The sequence below is a fragment of the Sphingorhabdus lacus genome, assembly GCF_009768975.1.
Taxonomy (GTDB): domain Bacteria; phylum Pseudomonadota; class Alphaproteobacteria; order Sphingomonadales; family Sphingomonadaceae; genus Sphingorhabdus_B; species Sphingorhabdus_B lacus.
This window is the reverse complement of record NZ_CP035733.1, coordinates 2429776-2446388: the sequence shown is the minus strand read 5'-3', so window position 1 is coordinate 2446388 and position 16613 is coordinate 2429776. Positions and strand designations below refer to the sequence as shown.

Below are 16613 nucleotides of genomic sequence, written 5' to 3'. Positions count from 1 at the left end.
CTGCGCCTTTTAGGATGCTGAACCCTGCGAGCGCCTTGGCCGGGGTCGAACCTTTGATGCTGGCGTCCGCCGCGGTTATGACATTTGGCGCCGCCTATGTCCGGGGGCTCACCGGTTTTGGCATGGCGATCATTCTTGTCCCGATGCTGGGTCTGATCGTAACGCCCGGCGAGGCCGTGGTGCTGGGCATATTGCTGCAGGTGCTGATCGGACCCGTCGGAATCCGGATCATATATGCCGATGCGCACCGCCAAAGCGCGCTGACAATCGCGGCCTTTGCCGTGCTGGCTACACCAGTGGGGATATGGCTTCTGCAACAGGCCACGCCCGATGTGGCGCGGCTGCTGATCGTGTTGATCGCGATTGCCGCCTTTGTTCTTGTGCTTCTGCCCCCGCGCGGAGAGGTCCGGCCCGGTTTCAAGGAAACCGCGCTGACCGGTGTTGCTTCCGGCATATTGACCGGCTTTGCCGCCATGCCGGGGCCACCCGTTGTGCCCTATTATCTGCGCCAGCCCATCCCGCCTGCCGAAGCCCGCGCGTCGATGATGCTCGTCTTTTTCGCAACGGCGATTGCCGGCACGCTGTCTGCCTTTGCACTGGGGTTGGCAAGCTGGCGGCTTTTCTGGCTGTCGCTCGTTCTGTTCCTGCCCATGCTTGCAGGTAACTGGTTGGGGGCGAAATCTTTCGGCAGGGTCCCTGCGCACCTCTGGCGCATGTTCGTCGCGCTGATTTTGGGTTTGGCGGCGATTTCGGCGGTATTAAGGCTGTTCTGACGGCTTCGGTCCCGTTTTTTAACGGGTCGTTAAACTCCGTTGCCGCGCTGTTAACCATAAGCATTATGCTGGCATTTGTGTTCTTAATTTATCACATTTTACATGAGAGCGCTTTTCCTATCCCTGTTGCTGGTCGCAACGCCCGCCGCGGCGTTGAACGAAGGGTTGCAATGCGTGCCCTATGCGCGGGCATTGTCGGGTGTGACCATCTACGGCGATGCCCACACCTGGTGGGGTCAGGCCGAGGGTAAATATGATCGGGGAAATGACCCCGAAGTAGGCGCCGTGCTGGCGTTTCCGCCCCATGGCAATATGCGCTTGGGCCATGTCGCCGCAGTCCGGCGCATCGTGGATGACCGCACGATCATTATCAGCCATGCCAACTGGTCAACCATAGGCGGCGTACGCGGTCATATCGAAGAAGACGTCCGCGCCGTAGACGTGTCCGAAGCCAACGACTGGAGCCGCGTCCGCGTCTGGTACACCCCAAATGAAGCGCTCGGCAGTACGGAGTGGCCAGTGCACGGCTTCATCTATCCCAAACAGCGCCGCAGCGAAGCCGAAGCACGCAAGGCCGTTGCGATACTGTTGAAAGACCGCGTCATTCCCGCCTTGCCTGCCGCGACACCCGTGCGCATGGCCGAGGCCGAAAAGCCGGCATTCAAATCGGCTGCGGTCAAAACGGGCTTTGGGCTTTCGGGCGATCTGCTGAAAGACATTGATCGCAAGGCAGCCAAAGAAACGAAGGCGACATCTGCCCCGGCAAAGTCGGTACGCCTTGCGTCGGTTGAAAAGCTGATCGCAAAATTGCCGAAAAGCTAAAGACTAACGCCCGAACTTCTTCTGTACTTTACCATAGCGCATCTTGCGTGTGCCCGGCCTTCCTTCGGTCGCTCGTCCCTTGGGGGCTGCCACTTGCATATCGGTGGGTAGGCCCAATTCGGTCGCCTCCAGCGAACGAATCTCGTCGCGCAGCCGTCCGGCTTCCTCGAATTCCAGATCTGCGGCCGCCGCGCGCATCTTCTTTTCCAGTTCCTCGATATAGGCGCGCAGATTGTGGCCGACCAGATTGTTGGCCCCTTCGGCATCGATCTCCACCAACACCGAATCGCGGCTGGCGGTGTCGGCGACGATGTCGTGGATATTCCGCTTGATGGTGGCAGGGGTAATCCCGTGCAGCACATTATACTCGCGCTGCTTTTCCCGGCGCCGGTCGGTTTCCCGAATGGCGCGTTCCATGCTGCCTGTCATGCGGTCCGCATAGAGAATGACCCGCCCGTCGACGTTACGCGCCGCGCGGCCGATGGTCTGGATCAGGCTGGTCTCGCTGCGTAAGAAGCCTTCCTTATCGGCATCCAATATCGCGACCAATCCGCATTCGGGAATGTCGAGGCCCTCGCGCAACAGGTTGATGCCGACAAGCACGTCATAGACACCGCGCCGCAAATCGCGGATCAGTTCGATACGTTCCAATGTTTCCACATCGGAGTGCATGTAGCGCACCTTCAACCCTGCTTCGTGCATGAACTCGGTCAGGTCTTCCGACATCCGCTTGGTCAGGGTGGTGACCAGCGTCCGGTATCCGGCCTCTGCCGTCTTGCGGCATTCGTTGATGCAATCCTGCACCTGGTCTTCGACCGGCTTGATCTCGACCGGCGGGTCAATGAGGCCGGTGGGCCGGATCACCTGCTCGGCAAAGACGCCGCCCGATTGCTCCATCTCCCAACCGCCGGGGGTTGCCGATACGCAGACGGTTTGCGGGCGCATTACGTCCCATTCGTTGAAACGTAGCGGGCGGTTGTCGATGCAACTGGGCAGTCGGAATCCATATTCGGCCAAAGTCAGTTTGCGCCGGTGGTCACCCTTCGCCATCGCGCCGATTTGCGGTACAGTCTGGTGGCTTTCATCGACAAATAACAGGGCATTGTCGGGAAGATATTCGAACAGCGTCGGCGGGGGTTCGCCGGGTAGGCGGCCAGTCAAAAAGCGCGAATAATTTTCGATGCCAGCACAGGACCCGGTGGCGGCAATCATTTCCAGATCAAATTGTGTCCGCTGCTCCAACCGTTGTGCCTCCAGCAATTTGCCTTCGGACACCAGTTCTTTCAGCCGTTCGGACAGTTCGAATTTGATCGCCTCGCTCGCCTGTTTCATCGTCGGGCCGGGGGTGACATAATGGCTGTTGGCATAGACGCGCACGCTGTTCAGTTTGACGCCGGTCGTGCCTGTCAGGGGATCGAATTCGGCAATTTCCTCGATCTCGTCGCCGAAGAAACTGATGCGCCAGGCCATATCTTCATAATGGCTGGGGAAGATTTCCAGATTGTCGCCCCGCACCCGAAAATTGCCACGGGTAAAGGCGGTGTCGTTCCGTTTATACTGCAGCGCGACCAGTTTGCGGATCAACTCACGTTGATCGACATTCTCGCCCTTTTTCAGGTCGAAGATCATCGCCGAATAGGTCTCGACCGAACCGATGCCGTAAATGCAGGACACCGATGCCACGATCAGCACGTCATCGCGTTCAAGGAGTGACCGTGTTGCCGAGTGCCGCATCCGGTCAATGGCCTCGTTTACCGAAGACTCCTTCTCGATATAAGTATCGCTGCGCGGGACATAGGCCTCGGGCTGGTAATAGTCATAATAGCTGACAAAATATTCGACGGCATTATCGGGGAAAAAGCTTTTGAATTCGCCATAAAGCTGCGCCGCCAAAATCTTGTTGGGCGCGAGGATCAGCGCCGGACGCTGCAATTCTTCAATAACCTTGGCCATCGTGAAGGTTTTGCCGGAGCCTGTAACGCCCAGCAGAACCTGATTTTTCTCACCCGCCTTGGCCGTATCCACCAATTCGCGGATGGCCGTTGGCTGGTCGCCAGCAGGTTCATATTCCGATACGATGCGGAAGGGTTTGCCGCCTTCCATCTTGGGCGGGCGTTCGGGCTTGTGCGGTGTGAAGTTGCCGACGGTATCCGGTTCTTCAAGCCCGCGGCGGATAATGAGTTCGGCCATGTTCGCTATATGTGCTTTTTGAAGGGGAGGGGCAAGGGGGCGATATGTCTTCTCGTCCGATAATCGGCCTTATCCTTGTTGCCTTTTCGCGCGTGTAGGGACAGAAGAAGGCTTCAAACAAAAACGGGAGGTCAAACCCATGCTAAAGGTTCTCATATTGGGCGTTGCCGCGCTTGCTATTTCGGCATGCTCGGACAAGGGCGCCGATGCCGACGGTGACGGCAAAATTTCCGATACCGAAGCAAAGGCGGAAATGTCCGATGGCGGCGCGATGGCGATGAAGCCCGGCCAGTGGGAAGTGAAAATCAGCTTCAACAAGATTGATGCACCCGGCCTTCCGGCAGAGGTGCAGGGCAAGATGAAGGAGCAGATGGCAAAGGGCATGACCCAGAATAGCTGCCTGACACAAGAACAGGTGGACAAGCCCGGCGGTGATTTCTTCGGCGCACCTGCCGAAGCCAATTGCACGTTCCAGGAACTGAAGCGTTCCGGCGATACGATGAAGGTCGCGATGACCTGCAAACCGGCCGGAAACATGACCATCAAGAGCACGATGGACGGCAAATTCGCGGCCGAAACCTATGTCATGAATATCGATCAAAGCACCGAAGGCACGCCGATGGGCACGGTCAAGATGACCGGCAAGATCGAAGGCAAACGGATAGGGGATTGCCCGGTATGACAAAGCTCAGGGTCGCAGCTGGAGTTTTGGTAGCGTGCATGACACTCATATCCTGCTCGGACAACGGAGCCGACAAGGACGGCAATGGTGTCGTGGATAGTGAGGAGCGCGCAGCCGAAATGGATTATGATGCCTTTGTCCCGATGAAGGCCGGACTTTGGGAAACAAAATTCGTGTTTTCCGATATCAACGTGCCGTCCTTGGGCAAGGCGCAGAAACAACAGATTATGGATGAAATCGCGAAAGGCGCATCGAACCGCAGCTGTCTTTCCGAGGCCGAGGCCAAGAAGCCGGGTGCGGATTTCTTCGGCGGTGATGGCGCGGAAAAATGCCTGTATAAGGCTTTCGATGTGTCGGGGCAGAATGTGCGCATGAAGCTCAGTTGCGGCATGGACGGCATGGGCAGCATCGATATGCAGCTTGCAGGCGTGATGGGCGATACCGCCTTCAACTATGAAAGCGAAGTCGATGTCCGCCTTCCGATGATCGGCAAGGTCAAGATGAAGGGCAATGCGATCGGCAAGCATATCGGGGATTGTCCGGCGCCATGATGGGGCTGGGCCGGATCCTGATGGGGCTTTTGCTTCTGGGATTTGCCCAAATCGGTCCTGTCTATGCGAAAAAGGCGTCGGACCGGCCGATACAAGCTGCCGAGGTTAAGGTCGTTTTCACCGCCTCGACGATAGCGACCGAATATGCCCGTGGAAATGCGGGGGTGGCAGGCCGCAAGGTCACCATTGACGACCCGGTGCGCGTCGCCTCCATTTCGAAGCTGGTTGTGGCTTTGGGGGCCATGCGGCTTGTCGAACAGGGCAAGCTGGACCTCGACCGCGACATCAATGCCTATCTGGGCTGGAGTGTCCGGAACCCCGCCTTTCCAGATGCACCGATTACCATGCGGCACCTTTTGTCGCATCGGTCGGGGTTGCGGGATAATGTTGACTATATCGTCCCGCTGGACGGCGATCTGTCGCAAGTGCTGACGGCGAACAAAGCCTGGGAGCTGCGCTACCCGCCCGGCGATTATTTCGCCTATGCCAATATCAATTCGCCGTTGATCGCCGCGGTGCTGGAAGGCGCAACGGGCGAACGGTTTGACCGTCTGATGGCCCGGCTGGTGCTGGAACCGCTGAAACTCGACGCCTGCTATAATTGGGGTGCTGGATGCAGTGTAGGCCGCCGCGCGAAGGCGGTGACTCTGCTCAGGCCCAATGGCGATCTGGCGCGTGACGCACCGATGAAGGGCAAGGATCCCTGTGCTGTTTATCCGGCGACCAATGGCAGTTGCGATGTCGATGCTTTGTATAAGCTAGGCCGCAACGGATCGGCGTTTAGTCCGCAGGGGGGTTTGCGCATTTCGGCCCGCGATCTGGCAAAGATCGGCCAGCTTCTGTTGAAAGACGGCGCGCCGCTGCTTTCGCCAAAATCTTTTTCGGATATGTTGGGCCCTGTCTGGACCTTTGACGGCAGCAATGGCGATGACGATAAGGGTTATTTCAAGGCCTATGGTCTGGGCATACATTGGCTGGACGACGGTAAAGGCGGGAATTGGATCGGCCATGTGGGTGAGGCCTATAGCCTGCGTGCCGGTTTCTGGGTGAACCGGGCGACCGGCAAGGGCTTTGTGCGGTATGTTACGATGGTGGATGAATTCGCACCGGTTGGCCATTGCTTCGACCAATGCCCGTGATAGAGTTGCCGAAAGCGGAGGGGAAGAGAGATGCTGGGATATATTACATTAGGGTCGAATGATCTGGCGGCGGCGCAGGCTTTTTATAGCAATCTGGTGCCCGTAATCGGCGGGAAAGAGCTGATGCGCTTTAGCGACAGCTTCATCGTTTACGGGGTCAGCCTCGACAAAGCAGGCATCGCCATCACCAACGCCTATAATGGCGAACCGGCGACCCCGGGCAACGGGAATATGGCGGCGATTGTCGTGCGCGATCGGGCGCAGGTGGATGCGCTCTACAACAAGGCAATAGAATTGGGCGGCACATGCGAAGGACCCCCGGGACTGCGCGGGGATGAAGGACCGATGGCGTTCTACGCCGCTTACTTCCGCGATCCTGACGGTAACAAATTATGTGCATATAGAATGGGGCCAGCATGATGAAAAACACGATGATATTGGCGTTGCTTGGCGGCGCGCTTTTGACCGCGCCGGTAACCGCGCGTCCGGACTATTCGGCTTCGGTGAAGGCCGATTACGACAAGTCGCTCGCCGCGCTGTGGGACCATTTTCACCGCAACCCCGAATTGTCGTTCCGTGAATATAAAACCGGCGCGCGCATGGCGCAGGAATTGCGCGCGGTACCCGGTATGGTGGTGACCGAGAAGGTCGGCGAGACTGGCGTCGTGGGTGTGCTGAAAAACGGCGAAGGCCCCGTGGTGCTGGTGCGTGCCGATATGGACGGTCTGCCCGTTCAGGAACGCTCCGGCCTCGCCAATGCATCGACTGTCCGGCAAGTTGGCGTTGATGGTCTGGAAATGCCCGTCATGCACGCATGTGGCCATGATGTGCACATAACCTCGCTCGTCGGTACAGCGCGGCAATTGGCGTCGCTGAGGAATCGCTGGAAAGGGACGGTGGTGTTCATCGTGCAACCGGCGGAAGAACGTGTCGGCGGCGCGGCGGCGATGATCAAGGATGGTCTCTACACCCGATTCCCGAAACCGGACTATGCACTGGCTTTCCATGTCGCTGCCGAACTGGAAACCGGAAAGATCGCCGCGTCGGAAGGCATCCAATATTCCTCCGCCGACAGCGTGGACATTCGTGTGCCCGGTATCGCGACCCACGGCGCGGCGCCGCATCTCGGAAGGGATCCGGTCTATATCGCGTCGCAGATCGTGGTCGGTCTGCAATCTATCATCAGCCGGGAAAAAGGTCCGCTTGATGCAGGCGTCATCACGGTCGGTGCCTTCCATTCGGGAACGAAGCATAACATCATTTCGGAGTTCGCCGATCTACAGGTCACCGTCCGCGCGAACAGCCGGGATGTCCGTGACAAGTTGATCGCGTCGATCGAGCGCGTGGCTGTGGGTATCGGCCGTGCCCATGGGTTGCCCGAAGACAAGCTACCGATCGTCAAGGTAACGGAATCGACGCCAGTCACCGTGAACGACGCCGCACTCGCCCGCCGGCTGAATGGCGCGATTGCCAATGCGCTGGGCGCAGAGGTCGTCGTTCCCTTCCGCCAGACCAATATGGGCGCTGAAGATTTTGCCTTCTTTGTCGATCCGCAGTTCAACATCCCCGGCTATTATTTCGCCGTGGGCGGGACTGCGCCGGAATGGATCGAGGCTGCGAAAAATGGCGGCAAGCCGGTTGCGGGACATCATTCGCCGCTGTTCAAAATCGATCCGGAGCCGTCTGTGCGTCTCGGTATCGAGGCGATGACGGCGGCGGTGCTGGATTTGCTTGGCCCGACAAAGAGCTGATGCCCCACGCGGTGGCGGTAGCTTAGATGGCCCGCAAATCACGCGACTGGCAAGATGAAGAGGAGGAGTCCGCTCCGCCTGTTGTTCACTGCTGGCTGTGCGGGCGGGAGATGGGTAGCGTCACCGAATGGCACCACCCGATACCCAAAAGCAGGGGTGGGAAAGCGCGCGAGGCGGTTCATCCGATCTGCCACCGGACGATCCATGCCAATTTCACGAACAGCGATCTTGAGAAACGCTATTCAACGGTCGATGCGCTCTTGGCGCATGACGAAATCGGGCGGTTTGTGGCGTGGATTGCCAACAAACCGCCCGACTTTAATGCCCCGACGAAAGACCGTCGTTAGCTATGTGCTGCAGCCTCCTCGCCCTTGGTCTTCCAAAGCGAGTAGAATATGCCACCGAGGATCAGGCCGAAGGTCACCGCAAGGCTTAATACCGGCGGGAACTTGTCGCCGCCCAGGATGAAATCGGACACGAATATCTTCGAACCGATGAACACCAGAACCAGCGCGAGGGCATATTTCAGATAGTGGAAACGGTGCACCATCGCCGCGAGCGCGAAATAGAGCGCGCGCAGACCCAATACCGCCATGATGTTCGACGTGTAGACGATGAAGGTATCGGTCGTGATCGCAAAGATTGCCGGTACGGAGTCGACCGCAAATACGAGGTCGACGACGTTGATCACCACCAGGGCAAGGAACAAGGGTGTCGCAGCGGTGATCAGCTTGCCTGTCTTCGTATCCGGAATTCGGACGAAGAATTTCTGCTCGTGCAATTCAGGTGTCACCCGCATGATCCGCGAGATGAACTTCACCGCCGGGTTGTTGGCAACATCCATCGGCTTCTCGCTGGCGAAAAGCATCTTTACGCCGGTTGCGATCAGGAACACGGCGAAGAAATACAGCACCCAGTAGAATTGCTCCACCAGAGCCGCACCCAAGGCGATCATGATACCGCGCAGAACGATAACGCCGATGATGCCCCACAAAAGGGCGCGATATTGATATTTGGGCGGTATCGCGAAGGTCGTGAATATCAGGCCGATGACAAAGATATTATCGATCGACAGAGCCTTTTCGATGAAGAAGCCCGTATAATATTTCATCGTCAGATCGGCACCGATTTCAGGGCCGAAGGCCGCGGTTTTCTGGAAATAGACCCAGACACCAAAGGCCAGTGCGATAGAGATGTAGAAGGCCGAAAGCTTCAGGCTTTCACCGATGCCCATCTCCTTATCTTCCTTGTGCAGGATGCCCAGGTCGAAGGCGGTCAGCGCGACCACCAGACCCAGAAAGGCCATCCAGAACCAGACCGGCGTTCCAAGCCAGTCCATCATGAGAAATTCCATTTTATATTCCCTGTTAGAAACTCAAAACGGCACCATGCGGGCGAACCACATGGTGCCGGGAGAGGGTTATTGTCGTTTAGATTTTCTGCAGGTGCAGACGCGACTTGCCTCCACGGCCGATGGCGCTTTTCTGCAGCCGGTCCTTGACCGCCAGCTTCAGCCGCTTGAGCTTCTGGATGCGGAATACATCCGGCCAGCGTCGTTTCAGCTCGGCACGCAATTCACGGTCGAGTTTCTGGTGAAACTGCATCAGTCGAAATGAAGAAAAAGTCATATGATCATCCTCTTTGAACTTAATGGGGTTCAATCGGATGCTCCGGCGACCGGAAAGGCAGGGTTTCGGGGGTTTGGAGGGAGGACCGCCAAGCCAGTGCACCGGAAACATCCGATGCGGCCGACATCACGTTTCTCCGAAAAGAAGCCAACGCCAGAGGGGCCCGGTCCGCCCAATCTTTATGGAGTGATTCGCTCTGATTTGCAAGTGCGTTTCGGTTTAAACGCACTCAACTTATCGATTTAATCTCTCAGTAGGTCGTTAATTGCGGTCTTGGCGCGGGTCTGCGCGTCCACGCGCTTGACGATCACGGCGCAGGACAGGCTGGGGCCAGGGCTGCCATCCGGCAACGCTTTACCGGGCAACGATCCCGGAACGACAACCGAATAGGCAGGAACGCGGCCTACGAATATTTCGCCGGTCGTACGGTCGATGATCTTGCTGGTGGAGCTGATGAAGACCCCCATCGACAGAACGGCTCCTTCTTCGACGATCACGCCTTCGACGACTTCTGAGCGTGCGCCGATGAAGCAATTATCTTCGATGATGACTGGCCCTGCTTGCAACGGCTCCAGCACCCCGCCGATCCCGACGCCGCCCGACAGATGGACATTCTTGCCAATCTGGGCGCAGCTGCCGACCGTTGCCCATGTGTCGACCATGGTGCCGTCGTCGACACGTGCGCCAATATTCACAAAGCTGGGCATCAAAACGACGTTTTTGCCGATATGGCATCCGTGCCGCGCAACCGCGCCGGGAACTACGCGAAAGCCCGCTTCGCGAAAACGGTTCTCGCCCCAACCGGCGAATTTGGACGGGACCTTGTCGTAGGCAGGGGCGCCCGAAGCACCGCCATCCACCACGACATTGTCGTTCAACCGAAAAGAAAGCAGAACGGCCTTTTTCAGCCACTGGTTGACCTGCCACTGACCGTCGACCTTTTCCGCAACGCGAAACCGGCCATCGTCCAGTCCGGCGAGCGCGCTGTTCACCGTGTCACGGATGTCACCTTGTGTAGCCGAACTAATCCCGTCGCGTGCGTCCCATGCGCTGTCGATGATGGTGGAAAGTTGGTCTGTCATGTTGCTCTTTCAAGACTGTGAATTGCGGAAAGCCATTCGGTCACATCGGTGATTTCATGGTCAATATGGTCGTCATGGCCGCTGCTATCAGCTTCGCCGTCATGTTTCACCCAAATTGTGGTCATACCCATGGCCTTGGCGGGTACCAGATTATGGGCTGAATCCTCGACGAACAATGCCCGCTGAGCATGGATGCCAAGCTCGGCGCAAAGCGCGGTATAGCTGACGGGATCGGGCTTGGGCCGATGGGCCATGCGATGGATATCAAAAACATCCTCGAACAGACCGGACAGGCCGCGTATTTCCAACACACGTTCGGCATAGGGTGCGTCGGCGTTGGTGAAAATCAATTTCCGGCCAGGCAGTGCCTCTATGCGGGCACGCAATTCCGGCGCCGGGAGCAGCAACGACAAATCCACGTCATGAACGAAATCAAGATAGCCATGGGGTTCGACCCCATGCTCGTGCATCAACCCGCCCAGCGTCGTGCCATATTGCTTCCAATAACGGTAGCGGATGTCGTGCGCTTCATCGGGCCCAATCTGAAAATGATTCTGGACGAAAAGAGCGATCCGGTCCCGCACCTGCGCCATGATATTGGCTTCCGGCGGATATAAGGTCAGATCGAGATCGAATATCCATGTGTCGATATGTGCATAGGCCGGGTTCATAAAGGGTCGCCTAGCCATCTATTGCGATTAGCTCAATCGAAGATGGTCATGTTAATTTTTGCGAAAGCGGTTCGTACTTAATATAGCGACTGAAATGGGGAAGGTTCGAACTGTTATGCGTGCAACCAATCATCGTCGGACCGTAGCCATTGGCAGTTCGGTCGTTTTTGCGTTGGCTTTGTCAGCCTGTGGTGGTGGAGGAGGTGGTGGAATCAGCTCTACGCCTGCACCACCGGTCGCTCCGCCGGTTGTCGCACCGCCCCCGCCACCTCCGCCACCACCTCCCCCGCCACCGCCTCCCCCTCCGACGACGAATTTTGCGACGTCGGAATTCAACCGTTCGGATGGCCCTGGCTTTCACAATGCCATCACCGCCTATCAGGCAGGTGCAACCGGGCAGGGGATTACCGTTGGCGTCATCGATTCTGGGATCGATCCCAGTAGTCATGAATTTACGGGCAGGATCCATCCGCAATCGGGCGATGTGACCGGGGCGGGCCGGCCCTTGGGCGATGATGACGGGCATGGGACCGAAGTTACGCGCGTCATAGCTGCGGCGAAAGATGACCGCGACACGCATGGCATTGCCTTTAACGCCACCATCTTGGCGCTGCGCGCGGATCAGTCGGGCAGCTGCACCACACCCGCTCCCGGCGAAGACGAAGCAAGCTGCTCCTTTTTTGATTCCTCCATTGCTGCAGGGGTCAATCGGGCAGTCGACAATGGTGCACGGGTGATCAATATCTCGCTCGGCGGTGCAGGGGGGGCCAATTCGACTTTGCGCGCCGCCATAAACCGCGCCACGTCTGTGGGTATTGTCGTGATTGTGTCTGCGGGAAATGAGGGCAATGATGCCTCTCCCGCCTTCGATCCCAATAATCCCAGCCCCTTTGCCCAAGCTCTGGTGGCCAATGGTAATGGCCTTGTGATCATTGCGACATCTGTAGACGACCAAGGCGTCATTTCGGATTTCAGTAATAAGGCCGGAGTATCCCAAAGCACCGTCCTGTCCGCGTTGGGCGAAGGTGTTTGCTGCGAATATCAGAATGACACAATCTACAGGTTCCAGCAAAATGGACAGACCTTCGTCCGGGTGTTCAACGGCACCTCCTTTTCAGCCCCTCAAATCGCGGGAGCTGCTGCCTTGCTGGCGCAGGCATTTCCCAATCTGACGGGTCAACAGATCGTCAATCTGCTTTTGACCAGCGCGCGGGATGCGGGTGCGGCGGGAACCGATGCGATATACGGACGCGGCATATTGGATATTGCACGCGCCTTCGCACCGGCCGGCACGACTTCGCTTGCGGGAACGACCACGGTGGTTCCCCTGGCCGGAAATGGGGGAACGACCTCCGGCCCCATGGGCGATGTTGCCCTGTCCAACCGCCTCGTCGATGCGGTGATTCTCGACAGCTACGGGCGTGCCTATGACATCAATCTGGCGCACGGGTTGAATGCCAGCACGCCGCGCCTGCGCCTGACGCCTGCCCTGATTGATCAGGGGCGCTCGGTCAGCATGGGGGTCGGCACAACGCAGATCGCCTTATCGATCCGCGGCGGAGCCTCGGGTGCGGTGGACGTTTTGCCCTTGGTTCTGTCGGATGGACAGCAACGCCAGGCGCGTGTGCTTGCCGGACGCGTCAGTGCCGAAATCGCCCGCGATACGCGGTTCAGCCTCGGTATCCGGCAAGCCGCTGCCGGACAGGTGGCCGCACTACAGAATATGCAGAGCGGGGCATTCCTGACCGCCAGTGAAGCGCGGCTGGAAAGTGGATTCGAACGGCTGGCAGGCAGTTCTTTTGCGCTTCGCCGTGAAATCGCAGGCTTTGGCCTGACGGGCAGCGTTGAAATGGGCGACGTTCGATTATTTGAACGCAGCGGCCTTGAATTCAGCCGGAGCGGGACGCATCGCTATCCCTATTCGACGCTGGGCTTTTCGCTCGATCGCCAGCTTGCGGGGGCGAAACTCGCCTTGGGCGCAAGCTGGATGCAGGAGGATGAAACGGTATTGGGTGCCCGCTTTGCCCAATTTATCGGCCAAAATGGCGCGCGCTCGCTCTTCCTCGATGGCAATGGTGAGGTTGCGTTGGGGTCAAAGTGGCTTTTGGCCGCAAGTTGGCGGCAGGGCTGGACCTATGCCGAGGGCGGCGGGAGCATCTCCGGCAGCAGTCTGTTGAAAAGCAATGCCTTCTCGCTGGATATTGCGCGGCCCAATGCCCTGACCAGCGGCGACCGGATCGCATTGCGTGTGGCGCAACCGCTGCGCGTGACCGGCGGCGGTCTCGCGCTGAATGTGCCTGTGTCCTATGACTATGCGACGTTGACGCCAACCTTTGGCATCCGCCGTTTCAGCCTTGCCCCCAAAGGCCGCGAAATCGCAAGCGAACTGGCCTGGACTGTTCCCCTGACCGGGGGCTATTTTTCGTCCAATATTTTCTGGCGGCAGGAACCGGGCCACTTCGAAAATATGCCCAACGATGTTGGCGTTGCCTTCCGGCTCCAATATGATTTTTGAGCGCCTGGCCTAAACGGTAAAGCTCTCGCCGCAGCCACAGCTGCCGGTGGCATTGGGATTGTTGAAGACGAAGCCGGCTGAAAATTCGTCTTCGACCCAATCCATGGTGGAGCCGACCAGATAGAGGACGGAACCGCCATCAATGTACAGCACCCCGCCGGGCGTCTCGATCTTCTCGTCAAAGGGCACCGCTTCGGTGACATAATCGACCGAATAGGCAAGGCCGGAACAGCCGCGGCGCGGTGTCGACAGCTTTACGCCAATCGCGTCCGCAGGTGCCTTGGCCATCAGCTCGGCAATGCGTGCTTCGGACGCCGGCGTCAGCATAACGGCCGCGGGGCGGGCTCGTGTTTTCACATCGCTCATAACATTCCAAGCTCCAGACGGGCTTCGTCGGTCATATTGGCTGGGCTCCAGGCTGGCTCCCATACCAGATTTACTTCCGCGTCGCCGATACCCGGCACCGCGCCCACCCGTAATTCGACTTCGCCCGGCATGGATTCGGCCACAGGGCAATGTGGCGTCGTCAGCGTCATCGAAATCAGGGCATGGCCGTCGTTGATCTCCACATTATAGATCAGGCCAAGGTCATAGATATTGACCGGAATTTCGGGATCGAAAATTTCCTTCAACGCGGCAATGACCGCTTCATACAGGTCGCCATCCGGCTCGCCTGCGGCCGGCGCGGCGGGTTTCTGCGCCAGAAAGCCTTCCAGATAGTCTTTCTTGCGCTCGAATGTTTCCGATGCCGTTTCAACCCGCGCTTTGGCTGGCTTTTCCACGCTCTCGACTTCTTCAATGCGGATGCCATCGTCGCTCATCCGAAAATCCTCTTCACTCTTTCAAGGCCGCGCACCAAAGCCGCGACATCGCTTTCATCATTATAAATACCGAAACTTGCCCGCGCGGTCGCCGGGACACCCAGATGGTCCATCAACGGCTGCGCGCAATGGTGGCCGGCACGGATGGCCACGCCTTCTTCATCCAATATGGTGCCGATGTCATGGGGATGCACCCCTGCCATTGAAAAAGACACAATTCCGGCCGACTTTTCCGGCCCGAACAGCGTGATCGAATTGATGCTCCGCAACGCGTCGCGGGTCTGCGCGGCAAGGGCGCTTTCGTGCGCGAAAATATCCTCAGGGCCGATGGCGTCGACGAAATCTATGGCCGTGTGCAGGCCAAGGACCTCGATAATCATCGGCGTCCCAGCCTCGAACCGGGAAGGGGCGGGGGCATAGCTTGTCTTTTCAAAAGTGACGCGGTCGATCATTGCGCCGCCACCTTGCCAGGGGGGCATGGACTCCAGCGTTTCCGCCTTTGCCCAGAGGATGCCGACACCTGTGGGGCCATAAAGCTTGTGGCCCGAAAACACATAAAAGTCGCAGCCGAGTTCGGCCATGTTGAGCCGCATACGCGGGGCCGCCTGGCAGCCGTCCAGCATCAGCTTTGCGCCCACGGTATGTGCCGCCTTTACCGCCCGTTTCACGCCCAGCACTGAACCTAGCACATTGGACACATGGGCCAGCGCGACCAGCTTGTGCTGTTCGGTCAGATTCTCTTCCAGCCAATCAAGGTCGATCAGGCCGTCGGCCGTCAACGGGCACACATCAATGTGCGCGCCGACCTTTTCGGCGACCATCTGCCAAGGCACAATATTGCTGTGATGCTCCAGCTGGCTGAGCATGATGCGGTCGCCCGCCTTCAGATGCGCGCCGCCCCAACTGTGCGCGACCAGATTGATACCCTCGGTCGCACCGCGCACGAAGACAATTTCGTTGGCCGAGGCCGCGCCCATGAAGCGCGCGACCCGTTCCCGGGCAGCTTCAAACGCAACCGTCATATGTGCAGAACGGGCATAGACGCCCCGATGCACCGTCGCGTAATCGGTACCGCCCGCGCGCACCATCGCGTCGAGCACGACCTGCGGCTTTTGCGCGGTCGCGGCGGTGTCGAGATAATGCCAGTTGTTGGCAAGACCCGGAAATTGATCCCGCATAGCGGTGCTGATGGACACAGGCGCGTTCACACCAGATCCCCCAGCTTTTGTAGCGCCAGAGAGGTCAGCATCTCTTCATCCGCCGCGCCTTCGAACACCCCGGCTACGAACGCCTGCAGCATCAGTTTTTTGGCATCTGCCGGCGTCAGCCCGCGGGCCTGAAGATAGAATAATCCCATCGGGTCCAACTCGCCAATGGCACAGCCATGCGCGCATTTGACGTCGTCGGCGTAGATTTCGAGTTCGGGTTTCGCATTGGCTGTTGCGCTGCGGTCGAGCAGCATTGCCTTGACCGATTGTTCGCTGTCGGTGGCCTGTGCATCGCGGGCGACGCCAACCTTGCCGAGATAGGTTCCGGTTGCTGTCCCGGCGAGGACCGAGCGTACAATCTGGGAGGAAGTTGCCCCGGGTTCGGTATGGGTAACGGTGGTTACAATCTCGAGATTTTGTGTTCCCCCGCCGATCTGCACCGCGCCGAGTTTGAAATCCGCACCTTCGTGAAGGGTAACGTTCAGTTCCACCCGGCCATAGTCACCGCCGATGCTCAGCACATGGATGGCTGCGGTTGCGCCCTTGCCGATTGCGATGTCGAGCTGGTTTATCGTGCCACTGTCTTGCACGATGGTGCGCGCGAAATCGCTGTCCGCTGGCACGAGGATGGCTTCCGCCGCTGGCAAAGGCCATGCGGCTTCGACGGCGGCGATGTCGCTATAGCGCCATGCTTCGTCCCGGCGGGTTGGGAGCGCAGCAGTCATCGGCGCGCAGCCTCTTGGTGCCTTTGTGCCTTTGTGCGAACAAAATTAGACTCGC

Annotated in this window: 18 protein-coding genes; 9 read left to right on the top strand and 9 right to left on the bottom strand. The window is 58.4% G+C overall.

Going from position 1 to position 16613, the window contains the following annotated elements:
- Positions 1-14 precede the first annotated feature (14 nt).
- The gene (locus tag EUU25_RS11490; protein WP_158901103.1) at positions 15-773 is read left to right on the top strand and encodes a sulfite exporter TauE/SafE family protein; all 759 of its coding nucleotides are present in this window, start codon (positions 15-17) and stop codon (positions 771-773) included.
- 102 nt (positions 774-875) lie between these two features.
- A complete protein-coding gene (locus EUU25_RS11485; protein ID WP_158901101.1) occupies positions 876-1595 on the top strand; it encodes a CHAP domain-containing protein in 720 nt (239 codons plus the stop codon).
- Positions 1596-1598: 3 nt separating this feature from the next.
- Here EUU25_RS11485 and uvrB read toward each other — a convergent pair whose 3' ends face one another.
- Complete coding sequence (gene uvrB, locus EUU25_RS11480) at positions 1599-3785, bottom strand: excinuclease ABC subunit UvrB (RefSeq protein ID WP_158901099.1); 2187 nt, start codon at positions 3783-3785, stop codon at positions 1599-1601.
- A gap of 139 nt (positions 3786-3924) precedes the next feature.
- On the opposite strand from uvrB, the gene EUU25_RS11475 reads away from it, so the two are divergent.
- Genes EUU25_RS11475 through EUU25_RS11450 form a run of 6 tightly spaced genes read left to right on the top strand, consistent with a single transcriptional unit; the run spans position 3925 to position 8255 of the window.
- Positions 3925-4467, top strand: a complete 543-nt coding sequence (locus EUU25_RS11475) for a DUF3617 domain-containing protein (protein ID WP_158901097.1) — start codon at positions 3925-3927, stop codon at positions 4465-4467.
- A gap of 38 nt (positions 4468-4505) precedes the next feature.
- Positions 4506-5018, top strand: coding sequence for a DUF3617 domain-containing protein (locus EUU25_RS11470; protein WP_158901095.1), 513 nt, complete (start codon positions 4506-4508; stop codon positions 5016-5018).
- The gene (locus EUU25_RS11465; protein WP_222848788.1) at positions 5015-6157 is read left to right on the top strand and encodes a serine hydrolase domain-containing protein; all 1143 of its coding nucleotides are present in this window, start codon (positions 5015-5017) and stop codon (positions 6155-6157) included. Before EUU25_RS11470 ends, EUU25_RS11465 begins: the two co-directional genes overlap by 4 nt.
- A 30-nt stretch (positions 6158-6187) precedes the next feature.
- Entirely contained in the window at positions 6188-6577 is a 390-nt protein-coding gene (locus tag EUU25_RS11460) for a VOC family protein (RefSeq protein ID WP_158901093.1), read from the top strand.
- Positions 6574-7908, top strand: coding sequence for an amidohydrolase (locus tag EUU25_RS11455; RefSeq protein WP_246162694.1), 1335 nt, complete (start codon positions 6574-6576; stop codon positions 7906-7908). Before EUU25_RS11460 ends, EUU25_RS11455 begins: the two co-directional genes overlap by 4 nt.
- 26 nt (positions 7909-7934) lie before the next feature.
- On the top strand, positions 7935-8255 hold the full coding sequence (locus EUU25_RS11450) for an HNH endonuclease (RefSeq protein ID WP_246162693.1): 321 nt from the start codon (positions 7935-7937) through the stop codon (positions 8253-8255).
- On the opposite strand, the gene EUU25_RS11445 is transcribed toward EUU25_RS11450, so the two are convergent.
- From EUU25_RS11445 to EUU25_RS11430, 4 genes are all read right to left on the bottom strand, one after another.
- Complete coding sequence (locus EUU25_RS11445; protein ID WP_158901091.1) at positions 8252-9262, bottom strand: TerC family protein; 1011 nt, start codon at positions 9260-9262, stop codon at positions 8252-8254. The genes EUU25_RS11450 and EUU25_RS11445 overlap by 4 nt on opposite strands.
- Positions 9263-9338: 76 nt before the next feature.
- Positions 9339-9536 (bottom strand): HP1242/YdcH family protein, encoded by a 198-nt coding sequence (locus EUU25_RS11440; RefSeq protein WP_158901089.1) that lies wholly within the window; start codon positions 9534-9536, stop codon positions 9339-9341.
- 242 nt (positions 9537-9778) lie between these two features.
- Positions 9779-10618, bottom strand: coding sequence for a 2,3,4,5-tetrahydropyridine-2,6-dicarboxylate N-succinyltransferase (dapD, locus tag EUU25_RS11435; RefSeq protein WP_158901087.1), 840 nt, complete (start codon positions 10616-10618; stop codon positions 9779-9781).
- The gene (locus tag EUU25_RS11430) at positions 10615-11289 is read right to left on the bottom strand and encodes a pyrimidine 5'-nucleotidase (RefSeq protein WP_158901085.1); all 675 of its coding nucleotides are present in this window, start codon (positions 11287-11289) and stop codon (positions 10615-10617) included. The genes dapD and EUU25_RS11430 overlap by 4 nt, the downstream gene beginning before the upstream one ends.
- 115 nt (positions 11290-11404) lie before the next feature.
- On the opposite strand from EUU25_RS11430, the gene EUU25_RS11425 reads away from it, so the two are divergent.
- Positions 11405-13804 (top strand): S8 family peptidase, encoded by a 2400-nt coding sequence (locus EUU25_RS11425; RefSeq protein ID WP_158901083.1) that lies wholly within the window; start codon positions 11405-11407, stop codon positions 13802-13804.
- A 9-nt stretch (positions 13805-13813) separates the two neighbouring features.
- Here EUU25_RS11425 and EUU25_RS11420 read toward each other — a convergent pair whose 3' ends face one another.
- The 4 genes from EUU25_RS11420 to EUU25_RS11405 are packed head-to-tail and all read right to left on the bottom strand — an operon-like array spanning position 13814 to position 16558.
- Entirely contained in the window at positions 13814-14170 is a 357-nt protein-coding gene (locus EUU25_RS11420) for a HesB/IscA family protein (RefSeq protein WP_158901081.1), read from the bottom strand.
- Positions 14167-14625: a DUF59 domain-containing protein gene (locus EUU25_RS11415; protein WP_158901079.1), complete on the bottom strand. Its 459-nt coding sequence runs from the start codon at positions 14623-14625 to the stop codon at positions 14167-14169. Before EUU25_RS11415 ends, EUU25_RS11420 begins: the two co-directional genes overlap by 4 nt.
- On the bottom strand, positions 14622-15803 hold the full coding sequence (locus EUU25_RS11410) for an aminotransferase class V-fold PLP-dependent enzyme (RefSeq protein WP_158903359.1): 1182 nt from the start codon (positions 15801-15803) through the stop codon (positions 14622-14624). Before EUU25_RS11410 ends, EUU25_RS11415 begins: the two co-directional genes overlap by 4 nt.
- 26 nt (positions 15804-15829) lie before the next feature.
- Complete coding sequence (locus tag EUU25_RS11405; protein WP_158901077.1) at positions 15830-16558, bottom strand: SufD family Fe-S cluster assembly protein; 729 nt, start codon at positions 16556-16558, stop codon at positions 15830-15832.
- Between the last annotated feature and the right edge of the window lie 55 nt (positions 16559-16613).